The organism is Methanosarcina sp. (genome assembly GCF_028693135.1).
Lineage (GTDB): Archaea > Halobacteriota > Methanosarcinia > Methanosarcinales > Methanosarcinaceae > Methanosarcina.
Map to the genome: position 1 here is coordinate 1 of NZ_JAQUVZ010000054.1, position 22,649 is coordinate 22,649.

Annotated in this window: 16 protein-coding genes; 8 read left to right on the forward strand and 8 right to left on the reverse strand. The window is 39.8% G+C overall.

The window, feature by feature from the left end; all coding sequences use genetic code 11:
• Window positions 1–24: 24 nt before the first annotated feature.
• The 5 genes from PHF18_RS15935 to PHF18_RS15955 all read right to left on the reverse strand — a co-directional run bounded on the left by PHF18_RS15935 (window position 25) and on the right by PHF18_RS15955 (window position 3,824).
• On the reverse strand, window positions 25–1,161 hold the full coding sequence (locus tag PHF18_RS15935; RefSeq protein ID WP_300104526.1) for a hypothetical protein: 1,137 nt from the start codon (window positions 1,159–1,161) through the stop codon (window positions 25–27).
• Between the two features lie 188 nt (window positions 1,162–1,349).
• Window positions 1,350–1,577, reverse strand: a complete 228-nt coding sequence (locus tag PHF18_RS15940; RefSeq protein WP_300104528.1) for a hypothetical protein — start codon at window positions 1,575–1,577, stop codon at window positions 1,350–1,352.
• A gap of 2 nt (window positions 1,578–1,579) precedes the next feature.
• On the reverse strand, window positions 1,580–1,726 hold the full coding sequence (locus PHF18_RS15945; RefSeq protein WP_300104529.1) for a ribbon-helix-helix domain-containing protein: 147 nt from the start codon (window positions 1,724–1,726) through the stop codon (window positions 1,580–1,582).
• A gap of 941 nt (window positions 1,727–2,667) precedes the next feature.
• Window positions 2,668–2,925: a hypothetical protein gene (locus PHF18_RS15950; RefSeq protein WP_300104530.1), complete on the reverse strand. Its 258-nt coding sequence runs from the start codon at window positions 2,923–2,925 to the stop codon at window positions 2,668–2,670.
• A 14-nt stretch (window positions 2,926–2,939) separates the two neighbouring features.
• Window positions 2,940–3,824, reverse strand: coding sequence for a tetratricopeptide repeat protein (locus tag PHF18_RS15955; protein ID WP_300104532.1), 885 nt, complete (start codon window positions 3,822–3,824; stop codon window positions 2,940–2,942).
• Between the two features lie 692 nt (window positions 3,825–4,516).
• Between PHF18_RS15955 and PHF18_RS15960 the strand changes: the two genes are divergently transcribed.
• The 7 genes from PHF18_RS15960 to PHF18_RS15990 all read left to right on the forward strand — a co-directional run bounded on the left by PHF18_RS15960 (window position 4,517) and on the right by PHF18_RS15990 (window position 15,749).
• On the forward strand, window positions 4,517–5,701 hold the full coding sequence (locus tag PHF18_RS15960; RefSeq protein WP_300104533.1) for a hypothetical protein: 1,185 nt from the start codon (window positions 4,517–4,519) through the stop codon (window positions 5,699–5,701).
• A gap of 999 nt (window positions 5,702–6,700) precedes the next feature.
• Entirely contained in the window at window positions 6,701–6,931 is a 231-nt protein-coding gene (locus tag PHF18_RS15965) for an Lrp/AsnC ligand binding domain-containing protein (RefSeq protein WP_300104534.1), read from the forward strand.
• A gap of 352 nt (window positions 6,932–7,283) precedes the next feature.
• Window positions 7,284–9,149: a DNA topoisomerase VI subunit B gene (locus PHF18_RS15970; RefSeq protein WP_300104535.1), complete on the forward strand. Its 1,866-nt coding sequence runs from the start codon at window positions 7,284–7,286 to the stop codon at window positions 9,147–9,149.
• A 1-nt stretch (window position 9,150) separates the two neighbouring features.
• On the forward strand, window positions 9,151–10,260 hold the full coding sequence (locus PHF18_RS15975) for a DNA topoisomerase IV subunit A (protein ID WP_300104537.1): 1,110 nt from the start codon (window positions 9,151–9,153) through the stop codon (window positions 10,258–10,260).
• 469 nt (window positions 10,261–10,729) lie between these two features.
• Window positions 10,730–12,634, forward strand: a complete 1,905-nt coding sequence (gene gyrB, locus PHF18_RS15980) for a DNA topoisomerase (ATP-hydrolyzing) subunit B (protein ID WP_300104539.1) — start codon at window positions 10,730–10,732, stop codon at window positions 12,632–12,634.
• An 11-nt stretch (window positions 12,635–12,645) separates the two neighbouring features.
• Window positions 12,646–15,495 carry a DNA gyrase subunit A gene (gene gyrA / locus PHF18_RS15985; RefSeq protein WP_300104540.1) on the forward strand — a complete coding sequence of 950 codons (2,850 nt, stop codon included), beginning with the start codon at window positions 12,646–12,648 and terminating at the stop codon, window positions 15,493–15,495.
• A 5-nt stretch (window positions 15,496–15,500) separates the two neighbouring features.
• The gene (locus PHF18_RS15990) at window positions 15,501–15,749 is read left to right on the forward strand and encodes a hypothetical protein (RefSeq protein ID WP_300104542.1); all 249 of its coding nucleotides are present in this window, start codon (window positions 15,501–15,503) and stop codon (window positions 15,747–15,749) included.
• Between the two features lie 679 nt (window positions 15,750–16,428).
• On the opposite strand, the gene PHF18_RS15995 is transcribed toward PHF18_RS15990, so the two are convergent.
• Entirely contained in the window at window positions 16,429–17,718 is a 1,290-nt protein-coding gene (locus PHF18_RS15995; protein WP_300104543.1) for an ATP-binding protein, read from the reverse strand.
• Window positions 17,719–18,337: 619 nt separating this feature from the next.
• Between PHF18_RS15995 and PHF18_RS16000 the strand changes: the two genes are divergently transcribed.
• Window positions 18,338–20,335, forward strand: coding sequence for a hypothetical protein (locus tag PHF18_RS16000; RefSeq protein WP_300104544.1), 1,998 nt, complete (start codon window positions 18,338–18,340; stop codon window positions 20,333–20,335).
• Window positions 20,336–20,921: 586 nt separating this feature from the next.
• Here the strand turns inward: PHF18_RS16000 and PHF18_RS16005 are convergent.
• Window positions 20,922–22,055 carry a tetratricopeptide repeat protein gene (locus PHF18_RS16005; protein ID WP_300104545.1) on the reverse strand — a complete coding sequence of 378 codons (1,134 nt, stop codon included), beginning with the start codon at window positions 22,053–22,055 and terminating at the stop codon, window positions 20,922–20,924.
• Between the two features lie 29 nt (window positions 22,056–22,084).
• Window positions 22,085–22,649, reverse strand: a 565-nt coding sequence (locus PHF18_RS16010; protein ID WP_300104546.1) for a tetratricopeptide repeat protein, incomplete at its 5' end; no start/stop codon positions are given.

A 22,649-nucleotide genomic window follows, 5' to 3' on the forward strand; every position in this document is an offset into this window, starting at 1 on the left:
GGGTATAAAAACAGGATTTATACATCATAATTCTACAGAAATTTTAGAAAATTGAGTAAACTTTATATAAAAAGATTGGAAAATTCTAGACCGCCCAAAATGGAAAAAAGTTAACCGCCCTTGACATTTTTGGGCATGAAGGGTTAATTCATCTGCTTTTATAATATTCAACATGCTAATTATGGACAATATCTCTTCAATTGTAATTTTTAAATCTTTATGACATTCAATTAATTCGATGAGTTCTTTTAATATCTCACTTGATTTTTCTCCTACTTCCATTTTACTTAATTCATATTTTTCAGTTTTATTATTAAAATAAAACTTTGATTCCCTTGGATCCACAAGGGCAAAATCTTTTTTTGAATTAGAAATATTACGAGCTTGATGTTTACTGTATGTGTTGTAATTGTTATCATTTGTGTATGTATTCAAAGATTGTTCTAATTCCAACACATCTTTATTTTTGATTATTTGTATATAGTTAAAAATGAGTTTCCAGAGGTTTTTGAATTCTTTCTTTTTATGGATTTTTCTCAGTAAATTCTGAGAATAGTTGAAATCGTGTTCATTAGACATGTCTAATGCTACAATCAGCATATATGCTAAAAAATGAGCTTCATCGAGAATGACGACATCAGCACTGTATATTTTTCCTAAAATTTCTGATGCATTTGATTTTGGATAAAGAGAGGCTTTATTCATAATAGCTGCTAACTTGTGATAGGTAATTGCGATTCCGTCAAATTCATTGTCTCTCAATATTTTTGTCACAGGGCATTTTTCAAAATGTTCACAATCATCACCACATATTTCCGGCAATGGTAAATATGGGAGATTTTCCAAATCCTCATTTTCTTCAATCTTACTTTTAATAATAAAACACTCAAAATTGTTTGGTATATGAATTATGTTTAGATTTTCTTTTGTTGATAATCTTTTTACATTTCCCAATATTGTGTCTTTGATGATTTTATTTGTCGGAGTCACAATTAAAAACTTTTTAGTCTCAAATATTGATGCGAGACAGAGGGATGTGGTTGCACCAGCACGTGTTGTTTTGTGCAGTTGGATTACTTCGTGATTGCTGTTGATTACGTCTAAAGCTTTTTGTAATCTGATATCTGGGTTAGAATCATTTGAATTGTTTGTGGTACTCATTTGTACCACATACCTATTACATGACTTGAAAAAAATATATATACTATTGTGTAAATTATATTATTGGTCATATAATCACCTTAATGTGCGGATTATCTTTGACAGAATGGTTATATTGCGACGGGCCGGTCGCAATTTCTTTCTTATTTAGTTTGGACAATTCTTGAACCTCTGTTTCTAATGCTAATTCAGTCACAACTGTATGGTATATCTTCATTGGAGTCGATTATTTCACCACGCTCATTGATAATATTTCCATCAGAGTCTTCTCTAAGTTCATTTCCAATGTCTTCAAAGTATTTTCCATGAGAATTCTCAAACCAAGTTTTGCCAGGCCAACCTGTTACTTTTATAATTGCTCTCCCCTTTGTAGATTTAAATACAGTTTCAATTTGAATATCATATCTATTTGTCATTTTTAATCACCTCTTATTGTCAAGCTTTTTAGATCGTTTTTCATCAGTTTGTTAAAATATTTGCTGCGTGGGGTCATTGTTTCTTCCAGAATTTCATCAATTTTTGCTAGTGCTTCTTCATCGACTGTGATTGTTATCGCTTGTTTCATTTTCTTACCCTCATTAATTATTTATTATCATAATATTTATACTGTATATATGATGAATAACACAACTTCTATAAATACATTATTACTGAAAATGTGTCTATAGATTGTGTTTTTGTTCTCATTAAAAATTGAATAATGGGAATACATTATAGAATATACAATGAAAAAAATTGACTAAGATGGGAATGTCGATAGTTATAAAAAATGTAATTATGCATTTATCTAAAAAGGCTCTATTATGAATGATTTAATAATAAAAATTAATAAATTTTTATTTATTCATTTTTTTAGTGATAGTAGTTATTGAAACTGGTGAAAATTTTGTAGTGGTTATAGTGTTTAATGTGGTTGTATTGCTTATAGTAGCTATAGAACTTGTAATACATGTAGCAATTGGTGATTTATGTCTTCAACATTTGTTATTTGAATTTCGTTAATTGATGTAATCTTAGTTAATTTTTGCATTACAACCTCAAAAATATATAGTTCTATATATATATTAGGGCTTATGCGGTTGAAACGAGAAATCAATAGCTTTAAACCTTTAACTGTCTAAAACCCACATTTGGCTACAACGTCTATTGTACTTAATTTTGTATCTCAAGTGCGTAAGTCCTATTTTAGCTTGTGACTACTGTTTTGCAAATATCATACCTGCTGGATTTCGTCTCTAATTCGCAAGATTTGGCGGTCTACCTATCAGATTATGACCTGGACTTCCTAGCGACACCTGGGCAGACACCTGGGCAGACTGCCGGACTCCGAGGTATCGGGGATCTCATGCCGGACACGATAAAATAAAAGCAATCCTGACTTGCAGGACAAATATATCCTACCTGCTGATAAACGTTCCAAAAACAAAAGATTTGATATGTTGGTGGTCACTCTGAATGGCTGCTGGTCAATCTGAATGTGCGGCTGAGTATGACCCTTAACCCACCCTAAAAAAATGAAGAGCCATCTTCTTTGTTTATGTCCCCAATATACTCACGGTATATTACGTACTTGCCATTTGCTTTCTTTATGCATCTAACCCCAAGTCCACTCTTCTTCAACATCGCTTTTCTCTTCTCGGCATCGGATTTATCAAGTCCAAAATAACTTAGCTCATCGAGCATGTAGGTTTTACCGTTAAAGTTCCTAAAAGTTTTATGCATAGCGGCACCGATAGTTTTTGAATGAAGAGTAAAGGCCGTCACTTTTGTAATAAAATCTATCTTTTTTCCTCAAGAGCACGCTTAAAATGTTTTTGAGCATCTCCTAAACGACCCACTTTTTCGAGTAAGAGTCCGTAATTGTAATGAACTTCTTTATCATTTGGATCAGATTTTAGAGCAAGCCTGTATTGTATTTCTGCCTCATTCATACGACCAACGTTTTCTAGGAGAAATGCATAGTTTAAACGTGTAGGCACATGTTTTGGATCAATTTTTAGGGCAAGTTTGTATTGTTCTTCTGCTTCCTCTATACGACCTGTTTCTTCTAAAACGGCTCCATAATTACAGTGAACAGCTGCATATTTTGGATCAATTTTTAGGGCAAGTTTATACTGTTCCTCAGCTTCTTCCTTACGACCCATTTTGTACAGGGTAAGTCCGTAATTAAAGTGTGGGATACTTTCATTAGGATTTATCTCCAAAGCAATCTCAAGCTGTTTTTCAGCTTCATCTAAACGGCCCTGTTCTACCAGGAAAAGTCCATAGTTTGAATGTGCAGCATAGCTTTTTGGATCTATTTCTAGCGAAAGTTTGAACTGTTCTTCAGCTTCTTTCGTCCATCCGATTGTTTCCAATAGGATACCGTAATTTGAATGTGTAGCTATATTTTTAGGGTCTGCTCTCAGAGCAAGCTTATATTGCTCTTCAGCTTCTTTCATACGACCGATTCTATAAAGGAGAAGACCGTAATCAGTGTGTGCCATCACATTATTTGGATCTTTTTGAAGAATAAGCTTATATTGTTTTTCAGCTTCCTTCAGACGCCCCATCTCTGAAAGGAAATTTCCGTAATCTAAACGTGTGGCAACATCATTTGGATTATCTTTAAGAGCATTCTTATATTGTTTTTCAATTTCTCGTTTGTTCTCTCCTTCGTTCATAAGCCTAATCAACCCATTTAAATCTAATTAATTAACTGACCATGTATGATTAATATCTTCTTTCTTTAATAATTAAACTCATTAATAATTTGTAAACGTTTTCTTTAGTCAATATAGATTAACATTAAGGAATAAAGAAGATATAATCTCATTATTTTGTTCTCGACATCTTCAGCACTGGCTATGAAGTCACTCCCAAAGTAAATATTTGAAATTAGATTTTTACCATTCCTTAGTTAAGCCACGCCAACTACTCCATCCACGCCAGCTATACCACCTAAGCTAATTACGCCATCTGCACCAGCCACGCCAGTCAATCCACTTATGCCACTTACGCCACTTATCCCACCCACACCAGCCACATCATCTACACCAGCTATGCTATTTAGGCCATTTAGGTCATTTAGGCCACTTAGGCCACACCAGCTACATCAGCCACTTCATCCACGCCAGCCACACCACTTACGCCATCTACGCCAGTCATGCTAGTCACACCACCTATATCACTTACGCCACTTATGCTACCTATACCACTTATGCCAGCCAGTGCCCAGGGTTGGATTTTGTTGTCATAGTCTTACATGTAAATGTTAAGTTTGAATCTTTACGTTCAAACATTGCATTTCGAGCCAAACCTTTATATCAAACTAAATTTATAAGTTTATAAAAATAAAAATATTTGGGGTGGTAATATGGTAAAAAAAGCTAAAAAACTTAGTGATGAAGAAATTGAAGAATATAAACATGAGAATTATCAAATGATGTCTGCACTTACTGGAAAATCAATTTCTGAATTAATGGGTGAATCTCCGAAACGTCCTAATTATGATGACAATTATTGTCTTGTGAAGCAGATGTATTTGAAAAATTGCATTGAACCTATTTCATCAAGACAGCTTTTTGAAGTGCTCAGAAAACAGGGATATGAAGGGAAATATAGCACTTTTAGAGGACTGTTATATTATTATAATAAAAAGGGATACATTCAGAAATTAAATAATAAGAAGCCATTCACTTACGGACTTACAGATTTAGGGCATCAACATGCAAAAAATCCATACACTGTAGTTGATGAACTGGCTCAAAGGCGTATGAATTTTATTTATGATAAATTTAGAGAATTAATTAATGAAAATCCAGAAAAATTTAAAACTATTTATGAATCTGTAATTGGTTCCGTAGGCTCCGATGTCTACAGCGTCTCCGGTGTATCCGTAGGTTCCGTAGGAACTCAATATTCAAATAATGATTTTGGCAGCGAAGAATTAAAGGAAGAACTTGAGAACAAGATTTATAATCCTGACTTCTTCAAAAATGCAGATTCAGATAAATTAAAATTGTTAGCTGATGGACTCATAGATGATCGTTTGACTAGGGAAGAAAAAGAGCAAATGATTATTGATGCCCTTCAGGAAGCCGTCAATTCTCATAAGGGCTCAATGGTTTTAAATCGAGAATCTAAATCATCTAAACCTGATGGTGAACGAAAATATTATAAAATATTGGTAAAATCAATAGGTAAACCAGTTACAAAATCTTTATATGAAAAAATACCATTTGTGTTTATTTTTGTGTCGAGTAAGAATGAATTAAGACTCGAATCTGAATCTATTGCTGGGAGATATCGAAACAATAAAGATGCAATATTTATTGATTTTGATCTTGTGAATCAAAGATATTTTTATAATAATATGCAGATAAAGACAAAAAATAATCCTGAGAAAAAAGAATTAGAATTTTATTATACTGTTGTTGATAAAAGGGGTATATGGGGATTTAACCGAAAGATAACAACTATGTGTTTTGATGATTATCAGAAAGCTGCAAACAAATCTGGAAATCAAAGCGTTACAATTAATGTACAAAAGAATGATTAAGTATCTTTTTAATTTTCCATTTCTTTTTCGATATGCTAGATGCCGTATGAACTGAGGATCGAAATCACTTGATTCCGATCGATCCGTTAGCATTGTTCTTACAATTGTGAAGAGGAAAAAGCAGAGTAGATCACAAACCCATTTGAAAGGGAATATTAGAACCTTCAGACTATCGAATTTTGCCGACTAAAGATGAATTAAAGCTCATAAAAGATAGTTTGCTTGAATTAGGAGGCTATTTTCTGATAAAACTTCATGGATCATGTAATTGGATAAGCTCTAACGGATCGGACATGGACATGATGGTTATTGGGAAAGGTAAAATTGAACAAATTCAGAATGAGCCTTTACTAAAACACTACTTTGAAATCTTTGAAGAAGTACTTTCACAGGATCAACGCCGTTTACTTATAATAGGATATGGTTTTGGACTCTGTTCCAAAATCTAGTGATTTTTGCATTTCTGGATCGAAATTCTGAATTCGCAAGAAGAATTTGGTCCTTAATCATTATCAATATTCGATATCTAAAGACGTTGATCCAAAAGTCTTATCACAAGAATTGTAACCAATTATAATATCCAGTGATTTTTAATTTTACATTCATCACTGGATTTTGGTACTGAGTCTGGTTTTGATGATGAACATATTAACCGTATAATCTCTAAAGCTATTACAGATCATGGATTGAAGATTTACATACTTCAACTCTATCACAAAAAGAGCTTAAGGAGAAATTAACAGGATCTGAGAGTTCTCAAGACGCAGTAACTAACCGTCCGTGATATAGCTATTATAAATATGTCCATGGAATTTCTTTAAACTTTCTCTCCAACTACTTATTTTTTATTCTTGATAAGTGAAGAAATAATATTTCACTATGATTATAAAAATCCAAATGGAAAAACAAACATTTCTATAATTTAAGTTCTTTTTTCTACCATTCAGCTTAAGTATTTGAAAAAATAACTATCATTATCAAAAACATTGGGTTGATACTATGGTAATAGGAGTTTCAATGATAAACGTGCTGCCCGGATACGAAAAAGCAGCATACAGGGAATTGAAGATTATAGAGGGAATCAAGGATGTCTACCATGTTTTTGGAGAGTACGACTTTGTCGTAATTATAGACGTTAAAGACCTGAGCATCCTCAATTCCGTGGTAGACAAAATAAGGGAAAGCGAGAATGTAACCGCAACCCAGACAATTGTCGGTGCGGAACTCTGAGTTCCCCGGCGCCTGAAAGCATGAGATTCCGGCAGAAAGAAGCTGGAAGAATCGCTATCTTTTTTAGCAGGCGCTAACATTTATTACCTTGCACTTTTATTAAGAATGAACTCCTGATTTAGACAGATAAACTTGCTTTGAAGACTGTCGCAAAATCTCTCTGGATAGAAATAACATAATATTCTTTTATCATCGGATTTGTTTTAAACACCAGATTTGTTTTAAACACCAGATTTGTTTTAAGTACCGGATTTGTTTTAAACACCAGATTTGTTTTAAGCATCAGATTTGTTTTAAGCATCAGATTTATTTTTAGCATCAGATCAATTTTTCAGCCCTGAGGTAAAAGTCCATGGAATCCCCCATTGCAGAAGAACTCGCCAAAAAACAAAAATCAATAAGTGTAGCAGAATTTTTTGAAAAGAACAGGCAGATTCTGGGTTTTGATTCAGCACCTCGAAGCCTTATAACAACCGTAAAAGAAGCCGTGGATAACTCTCTGGATGCCTGTGAGGAAGCCGGAATCCTGCCGGATATTCTGGTTCAGGTTGAAAGGACAGGACCGGATTATGTAACCGTTATTATTGAAGACAACGGGCCGGGAATTGTAAGGGAACAGATCCCCAAAGTCTTTGCAAAGCTGCTCTACGGTTCAAGGTTCCATGCCCTCAAGCAAAGCAGGGGGCAGCAGGGAATAGGAATTTCGGCAGCCGTGCTCTATGCCCAGATGACTGCAGGCAGGCACACAAAAATCCTCTCCAAAACCAGTTCAACGACTCCTGCTCACTATTATGAGCTCATGATCAATACCAGTACCAATGAGCCTGATATCCTGATAGACGAGATCAGGGACTGGTTCCGCCCCCATGGGACCCAGATCGAACTGGAGATGAAGGCTGCTTACGTAAAAGGGAGAAGGCAGTCCATTTATGAATACCTTAAAGCCACTGCAATTGTAAATCCCCATGCAAGGGTAACTCTTATCGATCCTGACGGCAACGAGGAGGTCTTTGAAAGGGCTACGGATAAAATGCCTGACCCCGCAGAAGAAATTCTGCCCCATCCCGAAGGGATCGAACTGGGCACTCTTATGAAAATGCTTCATTATACGGAGCGTCAGAAACTTGCCCCTTTCCTCCGCTACTCTTTTTGTAAGATCGGGCTGCTCACTGCCGAGGAAATCTGCAAGGCTTCAGGGCTTGACCCCGAAATCGACCCCCATGCCCTGGGCCGCCATGAAGCAAGAAAACTAATTGAGGCTTTTGAGAAAGTAAAGATCATGGCCCCTCCTACAGACTGCCTTTCCCCAATCGGGGAAGAGCTGATCTATCGGGGGCTTGAGAAAGAAACAAACGTGGATTTCATTGCCACAAGCACGCGAAAACCGGCTGTATATTCGGGAAATCCCTTTGTAGTGGAAGTCGGGCTTGCATACGGGGGAAATCTCCCGAAAGAAGATAAGATCAGTATCATGCGTTTTGCAAACCGTGTGCCTCTGCTTTACCAGCAGGGTGGGTGTGTGACCACACATGCAGTAGAAGACATCAAGTGGAAGCAGTACGGCTTGAACCAGCCAGGAGGAGGAATTCCCACAGGTCCGGTCCTCCTTCTTATCCATGTCGCTTCCATTAACGTGCCCTTTACCTCCGAATCAAAGGATGCGATTGCAGACATTCCTATAATCAAAGAAGAGGTGGACCTTGCAATCAAAGAGGTTGCGAGAAAACTCAAGCATTACCTGAGCAAGCAGAGCAATCTCAAAAAACGCAGGGAAAAGGAAATTATCATTACAAAGGTGCTTCCGAAAATGGCAGCAAAGGTTGCAAATATCCTGGAAAAGGATGTCCCTGACATAAATCCCGTTGTTGCAAAAATCATGGGGAACCTGCTTGTGCACAGGAAAGTTAAAAGCAACGGAGACGGGACTGCAGATGTGGCTATAAAAGTCAAAAATTTCGGGACCTCAGCTTATTCTTTCAGGGTGCACGAAATGCTTCCCTGTAAAATTAACGGGGCAAAACCGGAGCCAAAGGTCGTGACCATGGGCAATGATTACGATTACATATGGGAAATTTCAGCAGCTGCAGGGTCTTCAAAAGTGCTCAGCTACAAACTGGAGTCTACAACCGAAGAAGAACTCAGAAAGCTCCCTCAACTGATTGTAGAAGGGATTGAAGAAGAACTGGTAACCGGGGCAAAAGCCTTTAAGGGTGTTTGAAATGGCAAGAGAAGCAAATGACAAAACAAGACAGGGAGATGCCCTGGCAAAGGAAAGGCTGCTCGAACTTGCAGAAAAAATCTACAACCAGTTTGAAGATGAAGTTATCCCAAACGTCAGCCTTCCAAGCCGGACCAAGGCAAACATAGAATATTGCAACGAGAGTGAAGTCTGGGTCTACGGAGACAGGGAAAGCGAAAGGAGCGCAAAGACCGTAAAAGGTGCATTCCAGCTCCTGAAAACTACTTATGCGACAGATTTTCTCATAAACGAGCACCTTGCTCAGAACCGCGGCTCAACACTTCGAGAACTTTATTACATCTCCGAGGGCTGGGACGCTGCCAAGTTCAAGGAACAGGCTGAAAGTGACCGCCTGATCGAAGACCTGGAACTCCTGACCAGTCTCCAGAGGGAGTATTTCCACATGCGCCCTGAAGAAGATGGGGCTACTATGTTCGGGCCGATTGAGATCTCGGAACAGACAAAGCGCGGAGTGCGTAATATCCACTGCCAGAAGGACGTAGGGGAAGGGGGATACCAGATCCCCTTCAATGTGGAAAATATCGAGTTTAAGAATCATGACGCAAGCATGATTATAGCCATAGAGACCGGTGGTATGTATGCACGACTGATGGAAAACGGGTTTGATGAGGCTTATAATGCAATTCTTGTCCACCTGAAGGGCCAGCCGGCTCGGTCAACCCGCAGGATGATCAAGCGCATGAACGAGGAACTGGAGATCCCTGTAGCAGTTTTTACTGACGGTGACCCCTGGTCTTACAGGATCTATGCATCTGTTGCCTACGGAGCCATAAAAAGCGCTCACCTTTCGGAATTCATGGCAACCCCGGCAGCCAAATTCCTGGGGCTCCAGCCTTCGGATATCGTGGAATATGAACTCTCAACTGACAAGCTCACCGAGCAGGACGTAAGTGCACTCCGGAGTGAACTTTCCGACCCCCGTTTTGAGTCTGATTACTGGAAAGAGCAGATAAAGCTCCAGCTCGATATAGGCAAGAAGGCTGAACAGCAGGCTTTCGCAGGAAAAGGTCTGGACTTTGTAACCGAGGTATATCTTCCTAACCGGCTGAAAGACCTGGGCATGGTATAAAGAACCGGAACTCTGCTCCAAAAATACTTTTTGAGACTTCTAGAATGATGCAAGTTATGCCCTGACTACCCTGAAAAAGTAAATTTTTCCCTGTGGAACAGCAAATATTTATTTAAACCAAAGACATATTTAAAAATTAGTCTGAAAAGGGCATATCTGGACGTAAAATTATGCTAAAAACTGCCTCTTCAGAGGAAGTCAGGACAGAAAAATCATGTTAAATCTGCGGCTAATCTAAAGGCTTAAAATGTATGAGTACATGTTGAATCTTGTTCATGGTAGAAACAGGAAATTAAATATAAAAATACCATGATAAAAAGCGAAGGCTTAGAGAATTTACACGATTTCTAAGGTTCTATTTTGAACATATTTTTCCTGCGAGTTTTAAAGCGAGTTTTTAAAAATGTATCACATGTCATGAGATTTCAAATCAATAATTTTACCAGATTTTTATGGAGAATAAACCAAAATGAGTGATAAACAGGTTTATGACGCTTCGCACATCCAGGTACTCGAAGGCCTGGAAGCTGTTCGAAAACGTCCCAGTATGTACATAGGGAGCACGGATGGCCGCGGGCTCCACCACCTAGTCTATGAAGTTGTAGACAACAGTATTGATGAAGCCCTTGCGGGCTTCTGTACTAAAGTCGATGTTACGATCAATCTCGATGGCAGCGTGACGGTTCTGGACAATGGGAGAGGTATTCCCATCGACACCCATCCATTTCACAAGAAATCAGCCCTTGAAGTCGTTATGACCGTTCTGCATGCCGGTGGGAAGTTCGACAAGAATACCTACAAAGTTTCCGGAGGACTGCATGGAGTAGGGGTTTCTGTTGTAAACGCCCTTTCGGAACTGCTGGAAGTAGAAGTGAGCAGAGACGGAAAGAAGTATTTCCAGCGCTATATCCGTGGAAAGCCAGAGGCTGATGTTCAGGAAATAGGGACTTCAGACCTTCAGGGTACAAAAATCACTTTCAAACCCGATACAAAAATCTTTGAGACCACAGACTTCCAGTACGATATCCTCTCAAACAGGTTAAGAGAACTTGCTTTCCTTAACCGGGGCCTTACCATCAGCTTGAAGGATTTAAGAAGCCCGGACGGGGAGGCAGATACTTTCGCTTATGAAGGGGGAATAGTGGAATTTGTGGGGTACCTGAACAAGAAAAAGCAGTCTCTCCACGAAAAACCGATTTATTTTGAGCGGCAAAGAGACGATATGGTCGTAGAAATTGCGATGCAGTACACAAATAGCTATGCAGAGAACGTGTACTCCTTTGCAAATAATATCAATACCCACGAAGGTGGAACTCATATCATCGGTTTCAAGACCGCCCTGACGAGGGTCGCTAATGATTATATAAAATCCAACAAGCTCTCCAAAGAAGACGCAAAGCTGACCGGAGACGACGTAAGGGAAGGGCTGACTGCAATCATCAGCGTCAAGCTTATGGAACCCCAGTTTGAGGGGCAGACCAAGACAAGGCTTGGAAACAGTGACGTAAAAGGGATAGTTGATTCCCTTGTAACAGATGGGCTTTCGGAATATTTTGAGGAGAACCCTAAGGTTGCAAATATTATCCTTGAAAAAGCCCTCCTTGCCCAGAGAGCCAGGGAAGCTGCAAAAAAAGCAAGGGAACTTACCCGCAGAAAGAACGCACTCGAGGTCAGCACCCTGCCCGGAAAGCTTGCGGACTGCTCTGAGAAGAACCCTGCAGCCTGTGAGATTTATATAGTTGAAGGGGAGTCTGCAGGTGGTTCGGCGAAACAGGGTAGAGACCGGAGTTTTCAGGCGATTCTACCTCTCAGGGGTAAGATCCTGAACGTCGAGAAATCAAGGCTTGCAAAGATTCTGAAAAACAACGAAATTGTTTCCCTGGTTACAGCCATAGGGACAGGAGTCAGCGAGGACTTTTCTCTGGAAAACGCCCGCTACCACAAGGTCATTATCATGACCGATGCCGATGTAGACGGAGCGCATATCAGAACTCTTCTTCTTACGATGTTCTTCCGCTATATGCGGCCCCTGATTGACGCCGGGTATGTATACATCGCCCAGCCGCCTCTTTACCGTGTAAAGAAAGGAAAGGCGGATTACTACGTGTATTCTGACAAAGAGCTGGACGAAAAGAAAACGGAAATCGGGGAAAAAGGACTCGCCATCCAGCGTTACAAAGGTCTTGGAGAAATGAACCCCGAACAGCTCTGGGAAACCACTATGAATCCGGAGAGCCGGACTCTTTTGCAGGTTACTCTGGAAGATGCAATCCGCGCGGATGATATCTTCCGTATCCTTATGGGAGACGAGGTAGAACCACGCAGGAACTTCATCGAAACGCATGCTAAAGAGGTTGTGGAGCTGGACATCTGAGGTGGTGAAAAATGGCAGAACGTGACGATGAAAATAAATCCGAAGCAGAATTGAAAAAATCTTACCAGACAAGCCTTATTCCGGAAGGACCGGATGAAGAACCCGAAGCAGAAGAAAAAACCGAAGATGAAGATTTAGTATCCAGCCCTACACCCGGAGAATCGGATCAGGAACCCGGATTCGAAGAACAGGAAACCGGAGCCGACCCTGCCCCCGAAGAGCCGGATGAAGAACCCGAAAGGACAGGAGTCACATCCATCCTTATTGAAGACGAGATGAAACGCTCCTACATTAACTATGCAATGAGCGTAATCGTCGGAAGGGCTCTCCCCGATGCCCGCGACGGCTTAAAGCCTGTCCACCGCAGGATTCTTTTTTCCATGAAAGAGGCAGGGATTACCCACGACAAATCTTACAAAAAGTCCGCGCGTGTTGTGGGAGACGTACTTGGTAAGTACCACCCGCATGGAGACACTGCAGTTTATGACAGTATCGTGCGGATGGTGCAGGAATTCTCACTCCGTTATCCTTTAATTGACGGGCAGGGAAACTTCGGGTCCATTGACGGAGATTCAGCTGCTGCCATGCGATATACCGAAATCCGTATGGACAGAATTGCAGAGGAGATGCTGGCTGACATTGATAAAGAGACGGTGCCCTTCAGGCCTAACTATGACGGGTCCATGGAAGAGCCGGAAGTCCTCCCTGCAAAGCTTCCAAACCTCCTTATCAACGGGTCAACCGGAATTGCCGTTGGAATGGCAACGAATATGGCGCCCCATAACTTAAGAGAAGTTATCGATGGGACCCTGATGCTTATTGAAAACCCGGACACATCAATTTCGGAACTGATGACCGTGGTAAAGGGTCCGGACTTTCCTACAGGTGCGCACATTCTCGGGACAGCAGGCATAAGGTCTGCATTCACAACAGGAAGAGGTCCGATAAAGATCAGGTCAGTTGCCGAAATTCAGGAGCTTAAAAAAGACAGGCAGCAGATTATAGTTACTGAACTTCCTTACCAGGTTAACAAGTCGAGACTGATTGAAAACATTGCTCAGCTTGCCAGGGATAAGGTAATTGTCGGAATTTCCGACCTGAGGGACGAGTCTGACAGGGACGGAATACGGGTTGTAGTTGAGCTTTCAAGGGGCGCAAATGCCAATGTTATCTTAAACCAGCTCTACAAGCACACCCAGATGGAGACAAGTTTTGGGGTAATCAATCTTGCCCTTGTGGACGGGAAACCCATAGAGCTAAACCTGAAACAACTTCTGGAGATCTACCTGGAATACAGGATGGAAATTATCCAGAAACGGACGCTTTACGATCTCAGGAAGAGCGAGGAAAGAGCCCATATCCTTGCAGGGTTAAGGATTGCCCTTGACAATATAGACGCAGTGGTTGCCCTGATTAAGGGCTCTGCAAACGGCGATGAAGCGAAAAAGGGCTTAATTGACAATTTTGCCCTTGATGAGGTTCAGGCAAAGGCTATCCTGGAAATGCGCCTGCAGCGCCTGACAGGGCTTGAGACAAAGAAAATCCTTGAGGAACTGGAAAGCCTCGTAAAAGTGATCTTGGAACTCAGGAAGATCCTGGAAAGCGATGAGATAAAGTACGAAATTATCAGGACTGAACTCCTTGAACTCAGGGCAAAGTATGGGGACGCCCGCAGGACAAAGATTATTCAGTACACAGAAGATGTGACTGATGAAGACCTGATCCCTGAAGAAGATGTTGTGGTCACAATCACAAGCAGTGGCTACATAAAGCGCATTCCTCTTGACACCTACACCATGCAGCGCCGTGGAGGCAGAGGGATTATTGGCATGGAAACGAAGGAAGAAGACTTTGTGGAAAACCTCTTCGTTTCGTCAACCCACAATTATATTCTCTTCTTTACAAACCGTGGCAGGCTCTACTGGCAGAAGGTCTACGAGATCCCTGAAGGCTCCCGCCAGTCGAGAGGCAAAGCCATAGTAAACCTTCTTGAGCTTCAGGAAGGCGAAATGGTCAATGCAATGATCCCTGCAAAAGAGTTTGCTGAAGACAGATTCCTCCTGATGGCAACAAGGGCAGGCACGATCAAGAAGACCCCGCTCTCGGAGTTCAGGAACCCGCGGAAAGCCGGCATCATCGCAGTCAGCCTGGACGAAGGGGACGAGCTTGTGAAAGTCCTCCTTACCGAAGGAAAGCAGGAAATTGTGATGGTCTCGAAGAAAGGCAAAGCCATCCGCTTCTCCGAAGAAAACGTCCGTCCGATGGGCAGAACTGCAAGAGGAGTCCGCGGCATGACTCTTGACGGTCCTGACGACGAGGTGGTCAGCGTGGACAAGGTCGACGAGACCACAACCCTCCTGACAGTAACCGAAAAAGGCTTTGGCAAAAGGACGGAATACTCCCAGTACCCTGCCCACCGCCGTGGTGGAAAAGGTGTGATTACAATCGTCACAAACCTCAGGAACGGCTCAGTCTCCAACGTCGAATCCGTGGCTGAAGATGATGAACTGATGTTCACGAGCGCAGAAGGCATCATCATACGCATACCGGCAAAAGGCATCTCTGTCCAAGGGAGAAACACCCAGGGTGTAAGAATCATGAACATTAAGCCCGGGGACAAAGTGGTAGGAATGGCCAGGATCAAAGCCGAAGAAGAAGACGAAAGGCAGCTGAAACTGACCACCCTCAGAGCCAGAAAAGCAGAACAAGCAGGCTCTGGAATAGAGGATGAGGAGGACGAAGCCGAAGAGTTTGAAGAACTTGAAGATGTCGAATACCTTGAAGACGAAGTCGAAGTCGAAGTAGAAGACGAGGTAGAAGACGAGGTAAAAGACGAGGTAGAAGAGGACGAAGAAAACTGAGAAAGATGGGTGAAGGAAAATTATCCTTCACTCAAATTGCTGCCGGAATGAATAGTTTTGGGGATTTGTTTCCGGCGGCGGACTTTCGCTCAGGAGGGGAGGGAGGCTTGTTTATTTTTAGAGTCGCTCTTTGGGGTAGTGAGGTAGTATTACTCAAATCCTACAAAACAAGCAATTTTGTCTTTGCGTTTGATTTTTTAATTCTACTCCCACGACCTGTTTTTCTTTTTGAGTATTGCTCATTTTCAGTTTGAGATGCCCGGTGTCCAGATCTCAAAAATCAATGAGTATAGTAATATAATTACCCCCACTTATATAAACCACCTAGAATATATTATTCTTAATACTAATCCGTTGATACAATTTTCAATTATCTTTCCTCTATAAAATATTTATTATTTATCCTGAATTATTTATAATTATTATGTGGCTATATCAAATGGGAATGTATTTTAAAGCTATTCTTCTGCTTATGATTTTCAGTAACTACCCTCTAAACCCGCTTTATTGAATTTATATAGGCTTTCGCTGGCATTTTATAAGTATTTATAAATGAATGTGAAATGGCAATGTAAGGTTTAAAAAGGGACATCTAAATTCTGATCATTTCCCTGTGGCCTGTAATTTCTGAGAAAAATCAGCCAGCTTCCGTTGGAGTGAAAAAGGGCATGAAAATTCCCGGTGGCGGGCTTTTAGTAAGGAGGGAGGCCGGGCGGAAAACTTATTTTGCAGGGTCACTTTTTTGAATCGATTTTTGAACAGGTCGGGTACCGGTTTGTTTTGCAGGATTTTCTGAATTCATGGTTGGTTTGAGTTTCGATGATTCTTAAAAACAGGGTACCATACGACTTCTGAGCTGGAAGCTTATTTAGCTAGGCACACTTAGATAGCCTCCCCCATTCTAGATGTTTCAAGAAAAACTGAATGTATTTTTCACTCAAGTAACCATTTCCATACTGGTTTTATCAAGATTTTTTTTCCTTCTACTTCCATTATGTCTTCCTCTTCAAGCGTCAGGATAAGCCCATTGTCCAGTTTATAAGCCGTTATAGCCTCTGTGATTCCTTCTATTTCCCTCTTCTTTGTTTCCGGAGTGTTAAGGTCTACTGAAACCTGAATTGCCTCACTAATCCGCAGCCCTTCTCTTAGCACAAAATCACATTCTTTTTTCCCGGAATGGTAGTACACTTCTTTCTCTCTTCTAGTCAGTTCAACGAAGACAAGGTTTTCCAGTCTCTGTCCTTTATTCTCGGAGAAATTGAAAGCTACTGTCTTCAGAAAACTATTGTCTATAGCATAGACCTTGGAAGGTGAAATCTTCTGCTTTTTTAGGGAATAGTCAAACCTTGGGAGCTGATAGAGCAAAAACACATTCTGGAAATAATCAAGGTAGTTTTTGATCGTGCTTAAACTCTTTATCCCGCTTATGCTTCTTAATGTGGAATAGGAATACACTCTACCCACATTAGAAAGCAGAAACAGTATAATGTCTTTGAGAGCTCCCACTTCTTTTATATTGTAACGGATCAGAATGTCTTTGTTGAGGATATCTTCAAAATACCCCCTGGAGAGTTCGAGATCTCCGTTCTTCAGGACAAGCGGAAAGCCTCCATTTTCAAAGTATTCCAGAAAATTCCTGAATAAGACGGCTTTTTGAGAACTGGTAAGCAGGTCAGATTTGAGTTCTTCTTCTGTAACTCCGGTTCCCTTCAGGCGGAGGAATTCCCTGAAGGAAAAAGGAAAGAGCTTGAGCACTTTGTTTCTCCCTGTCAGGAAGGTAGATATTTCCGAACTGAGGAGCTGAGAATTTGAACCCGTGGCAAATACCTTTTTGCCTCCTTTGTAGAGGTTGTTCAGCCACCTTTCCCAGAGCGGCACGTTCTGTATCTCATCAAAAAAATAATACACCTGCTCCGTCTCACTTTTCTCCATCTCCTTCCCATAAAGCTCAATCACCAGATCCTGCAAATCCTGATAATTCCTGACCTCAAAATCAGAAAGCCGGATATCATCGAAGTCCACATAAAACTTAACTCCCTCAAGCTGCCCGGCTATCAACTTCAAAAGCGAACTCTTCCCACACCGCCTGATCCCCGAGATGATAACGATTTCATCCCCCCTGAGGTATCTCTCAAGCTCAACATCCCGGAAAACAAGCTCCTCCTCTTTCCTGAAAGAGGCCTGCTGGTCAATTATTACCTGGCGAAGCTGACTTTTCTCCATATAAGTTAGATATTTGTAAGTTCATTTATATAGCTTTCGTTGGCATTTTACTACTCCTTATAAACGAATGTTAAATGGTAATGTAATGTTTAAAAAGGATTATCTAAATTCTGATCATTTCCCTCTGGCATGTAATTTCTGATAAAATCAGCCAGCTTCCGCCGGAGTGAAAAATTGCATGAAAATTTCCGGCGGCGGGCTTTTAGTTTGGAGGGGAGCCGGGTGGGAAACTTATTTTTGGGGGCGGGTTTTCGAGTTGATTTATTGGAAAGGTTGGGCGAGGGATTATTTTGAAGGAGTTTCAGGATTTTGGGTGGATTGGGGTGGATTGGGGTGGATTGATTAAAAACTCCAGAGAATGTTTTCGTAGACTTTCTCTAAATATCCGACGTCAGGAAAGGGGATAAAGTTGTGGTTAACGGGACGAGGATATACATGTCTCATGCAGATGCCCAGAAATTGGTGGGGTGCTGGGGTGAGATTATGGGGAAGGTGGAGTAAGAGGGGGATGATTAGCAGAAAAGATCTAATCGAAAAGTTAACTGATTAAAATTCTTACTTAACAAATTTTATGAAAATGATTTTAAACCTTTGGCGTCTAGAATAATTGGTGTAAGTAGTGGTAAATAAAGAGGATATAGAATTTAAAAGCCGAGATGCTGATGATTTTTGCTCATTCTATAACATATTGAGTATTGTAACTGATTTAATTTCTTTTAAAAGATGGTTAAAAGAGTATCACGGTCTAGTGAAATATAACGAATTACTAGATGGATACGTTTTTTTCCTGAATACTTGTTTTAGAGGACTCATTGATACAATCATTTTGGAGAATTCCTTAGATATAGAAGAGGATTATGTTTTTTACAGGGCGAGATTTGTTGGAACTGATATTTACGATATACCAAATACGTGCGAAAAAACAATTTTCATAAAAAATATCTGGGAGGAGACAAAGAACATCAGGAACTCAACCAGCTGGGAAGAACTAACTGTCTCTATCAATGATATAGAGGACTTATTAAAAGCATTCGAGAAAATTTATGAAAATCAAATAGTTTCAGTCCACGGGCTTCCTAAAAATTTTGCTTTAAATTCAGCAACAATTTTGAAAACGTACATATATTTAAACGACCTCCAACATGGTGTTCCATTAGCTTATATGGTTCCGATTTTGAAATCAGATATGTCGGAGGAAAAAGCTGAAAAATCATATGCGGGATACGCATACACATTGCAATATTTGTGGTATGTTTTGCTTGGGGAGCAGAGATTTCAAGAGTTATCAGTGAGCAATTTACATAAAGCACATGAACTATATCCTCAAGAATCAGAGGATGAATTCCCATGGCCAAACCTAAAGCCTTTAAGATCTAAAATTGATAAATGGGGTTCTTTAGATACATTTTTTGGAATAATTAAAAGTGAAATAATTGAACTACTTGAAGGCGAACTGAACAAAGAATTTAAATTCAATATTTTATTTGATTCAATCTTATTTTGCGAAAACTTCAACAAAAATGTGATCGAAAATTACCTCACAAAATACACTCTAAAAGACCCTGAATACCTCTCTAAAACAGATAAAGAGTCAGCACACAAAAAACTCGATTATTATTTCCTGTGGTATGGAGTAGATGTATTAGATAATAGTAAGACTCCGGTATTCAATGGGGTTCCTGCATTTACTTCTACATTGATTGGTAACATAAGAAGGAAGAGATATTTTGGAAACGATGATGAAGTATTCGTTTTGAGATTTAAGCATCCAGTAGGGGGCGTAGAGGGATTTGATTATAGTTATGGAATTTTAATTGAGGCCATTGGAAGCACTGGTATTGCAGATTATTCTGGGTGGTTGATTTTTTTAGATTGTGCAACAGATTACTCTGGTTTTGGAGGATCTTTGCACCACGAAGCAGAGATGTTTATAAACAAATTTTTGCAAGAAGGTTCCTTAAAAGTAAAGGAAATTATTTTGGATAAAAATATTTTTATTGAGTACTTAATCGATAAAAATGCTTCACACACCTCTAATATTGATATTTATTCCAATCTTTTGGATGTAAACGATGAAATCACTTTCAATAAAACTGAAATTCAAGGCCGCCGATCAATTCCAGAATCCTCATATGAACTTAGCAAGTGCATTGTTCAGTCCATAAAATCAAAGGAAGATGGGTTTATAGGTGATACAAAAGGAAAATTCTTTGAGTACTTATTCTTCAACTGGCTAGTTGAAAACAAATCGAAAGATGGTGACATAATATACTCTGATGTAAAAATCAGAAATGAGCAGATTGATGTTTATTTTGAAAATGAGGAATATGTCTACATATTTGAATGTAAGGTAGCTATACATAGTTCACAGAAAGTTGTAAAACAAGTAAAAAACAAAATAGAAGCCTTTAATGACTCTGAAAAAAAGATAATTCCCTGGGTTGTAGTCTATTCTGATGTTAGCGATGAGAAAAAGAAAGAGATCAAGAGAGAAAAAATAAGAGTTTGCGCCAATTTCAAAAAGAAAATTGAGACTTGGAGAAAATTAGGTCAAAATCTGGACAAAAATAGCAAAAAAGTGATTGCCAGTATCTTCGAATTTGAAAATAAATATTGATTTCAAAATTATTATAATGAACAGAAATATTTCGTCTCTATGTGAACTTCTTTTACTATAGGCAAAATAGAGAAAGAGTCAGGACAGGAGGACTTAAGGGGTTAAATCAAAGCGATCCTACGAACGAAAAACTATAGTAATATTGTTGTATCCCATCTCCAGCACAACCTACTATTCCTAAAATTAAAAAAAAGCCGCCCCTCCACCTTCTACTTCTCTGAAAAAATCCCGGCCTCCACCTCATAAATCTTTCAGAAAGCAACTGAAAGGCTTTGGGAAGAGGAGAACTTCGATTTTGTAAACGGTTCGTGGGGATGATCGGGAGGAGTCCGCCAGCGAAAAACCAAAGTTGTGCTGGCGCACCCCGCTGCAAGCAAAGGGTATGTTAACGCAACAGTTTACAATTCCAAAACAGAAAACAAAGTTCCTCACACGTCCTCAGTTATTCCAACTGGCTATAAAATCATAGAATAGTTGAGGACCCTTTTATTTCGGCTCTTCGTTGCTTTGTGTGTGAAGCCATCACAAAAACCAACACGGGCTTGAAGTGAAAGTCACCTAGTCCATAGAGAATGACGAAGAGCCTTTATTTCTCGCTCTTTTCATATGATTGCGAAGCTTCCTCTTTTCGACCAAGTTTTGTAAGAACATCACCTTTATATTTCCATGCTTCAGCAAATTTTGAGTTTAAAGATGTGGCCTTTTCAAAATGTTCCAAAGATCTGCCAAATGTCTTAAGATTAAAAAGAGCAACACCTTTTCTAGACCATGCCTCAGCACAATCAGGTTTTACCTCTATAGCTTTATCTGCAGCTTCCAAAGCTTCTTTATTACGACCAAGTTTGGAAAGAGCAAAACTTTTGTTTACCCAAGCCTCAGCATAATCGGTTTTTATCTCTATAGCTTTATTTGCAGCTTCCAAAGCTTCTTTGTTACAACCAAGTTTGGAAAGAACAGAACTTTTGTTACACCATGCCTTAGCACAATCAGGATCTAGCTCTGTTGCCTCATTTGCAGCTTCCAAAGCTTCTTTGTTACAACCAAGTTTGGAAAGAACAGAACTTTTGTTCACCAAAGCCATGTAAAAACTTGGTTTTATCTCTATAGCTTCATTTGCAGCTTCCAAAGCTTCTTCATTACGACCAAGTTTGGAAAGAGCAAAACTTTTGTTACACAATGCCTCAACACAATCGGGTTTTATCTCTATAGCTTTATCTACAGCTTCCAAAGCTTCTTCATAACGACCAAGGTTAGCTAAAGCTAAACTTTTGTTCACCAAAGCCATGTAAAAACTTGGTTTTATCCCTATAGCTTCATTTGCAGCATCCAAAGCTTCTTCATTACGACCAAGTTTTGCAAGAGCAGAACTTTTGTCACACCACGCACTGTAAAGACTTGGGTCTATCTTTATTGCCTCACATGCAGCTTCCAAAGCTTCTTCATTACGACCAAGGTTGGAAAGAGCAAAACTTTTGTTACACCATGCCTCAGCACAATCAGAATCAAGCTCTATAGATTTATTTGCAGCTTCCAAAGCTTCTTCATTGCGAACAAGTTTTGCAAGAGCAGAACTTTTGTTACACCATGCCTCAGCACAATCAGGATCTAGCTCAATAGCCCTTTCATATGCTTCCAAAGCTTCTTCATTTAAACCAATATCAGAATAGCTTATACCTTCAATTAACCATATTTTAGCATATTCTTTGTTTTCGTAAGGCATATATTTTACTCCCCTCAAACTTTTTACTTTTAAATTCCCTTTATTTCACGTACTTTTTGAATAGCTTTCAGAGCTTCTTCATGACGACCAAGATTACGAAGAGCAAGATTTTTGTTAGACCATGCCTCAGCATAATCTTTTTTTATCTCTAGAGCTTTATTTGCAGCTTCCAAAGCTTCTTCATAATGACCAAGGTTGGAAAGAGCAAAACTTTTGTTAGACCATGCCTCAGCATAATCTTTTTTTATCTCTATAGCTTTATTTGCAGCTTCCAAAGCTTCTTCATGACGACCAAGATTACGAAGAGCAAGATTTTTGTTAGACCATGCCTCAGCATAATCTTTTTTTATCTCTATAGCTTTATTTGCAGCTTCCAAAGCTTCTTCATAATGACCAAGTTTGGACAGAACAGAACTTTTGTTTACCCACGCACTGTAAAGACTTGGGTCTATCTTTATTGCCTCACATGCAGCTTCCAAAGCTTCTTCATAATGACCAAGTTTGGACAGAACAGAACTTTTGTTTACCCACGCACTGTAAAGACTTGGGTCTATCTTTATTGCCTCACATGCAGCTTCCAAAGCTTCTTCATTA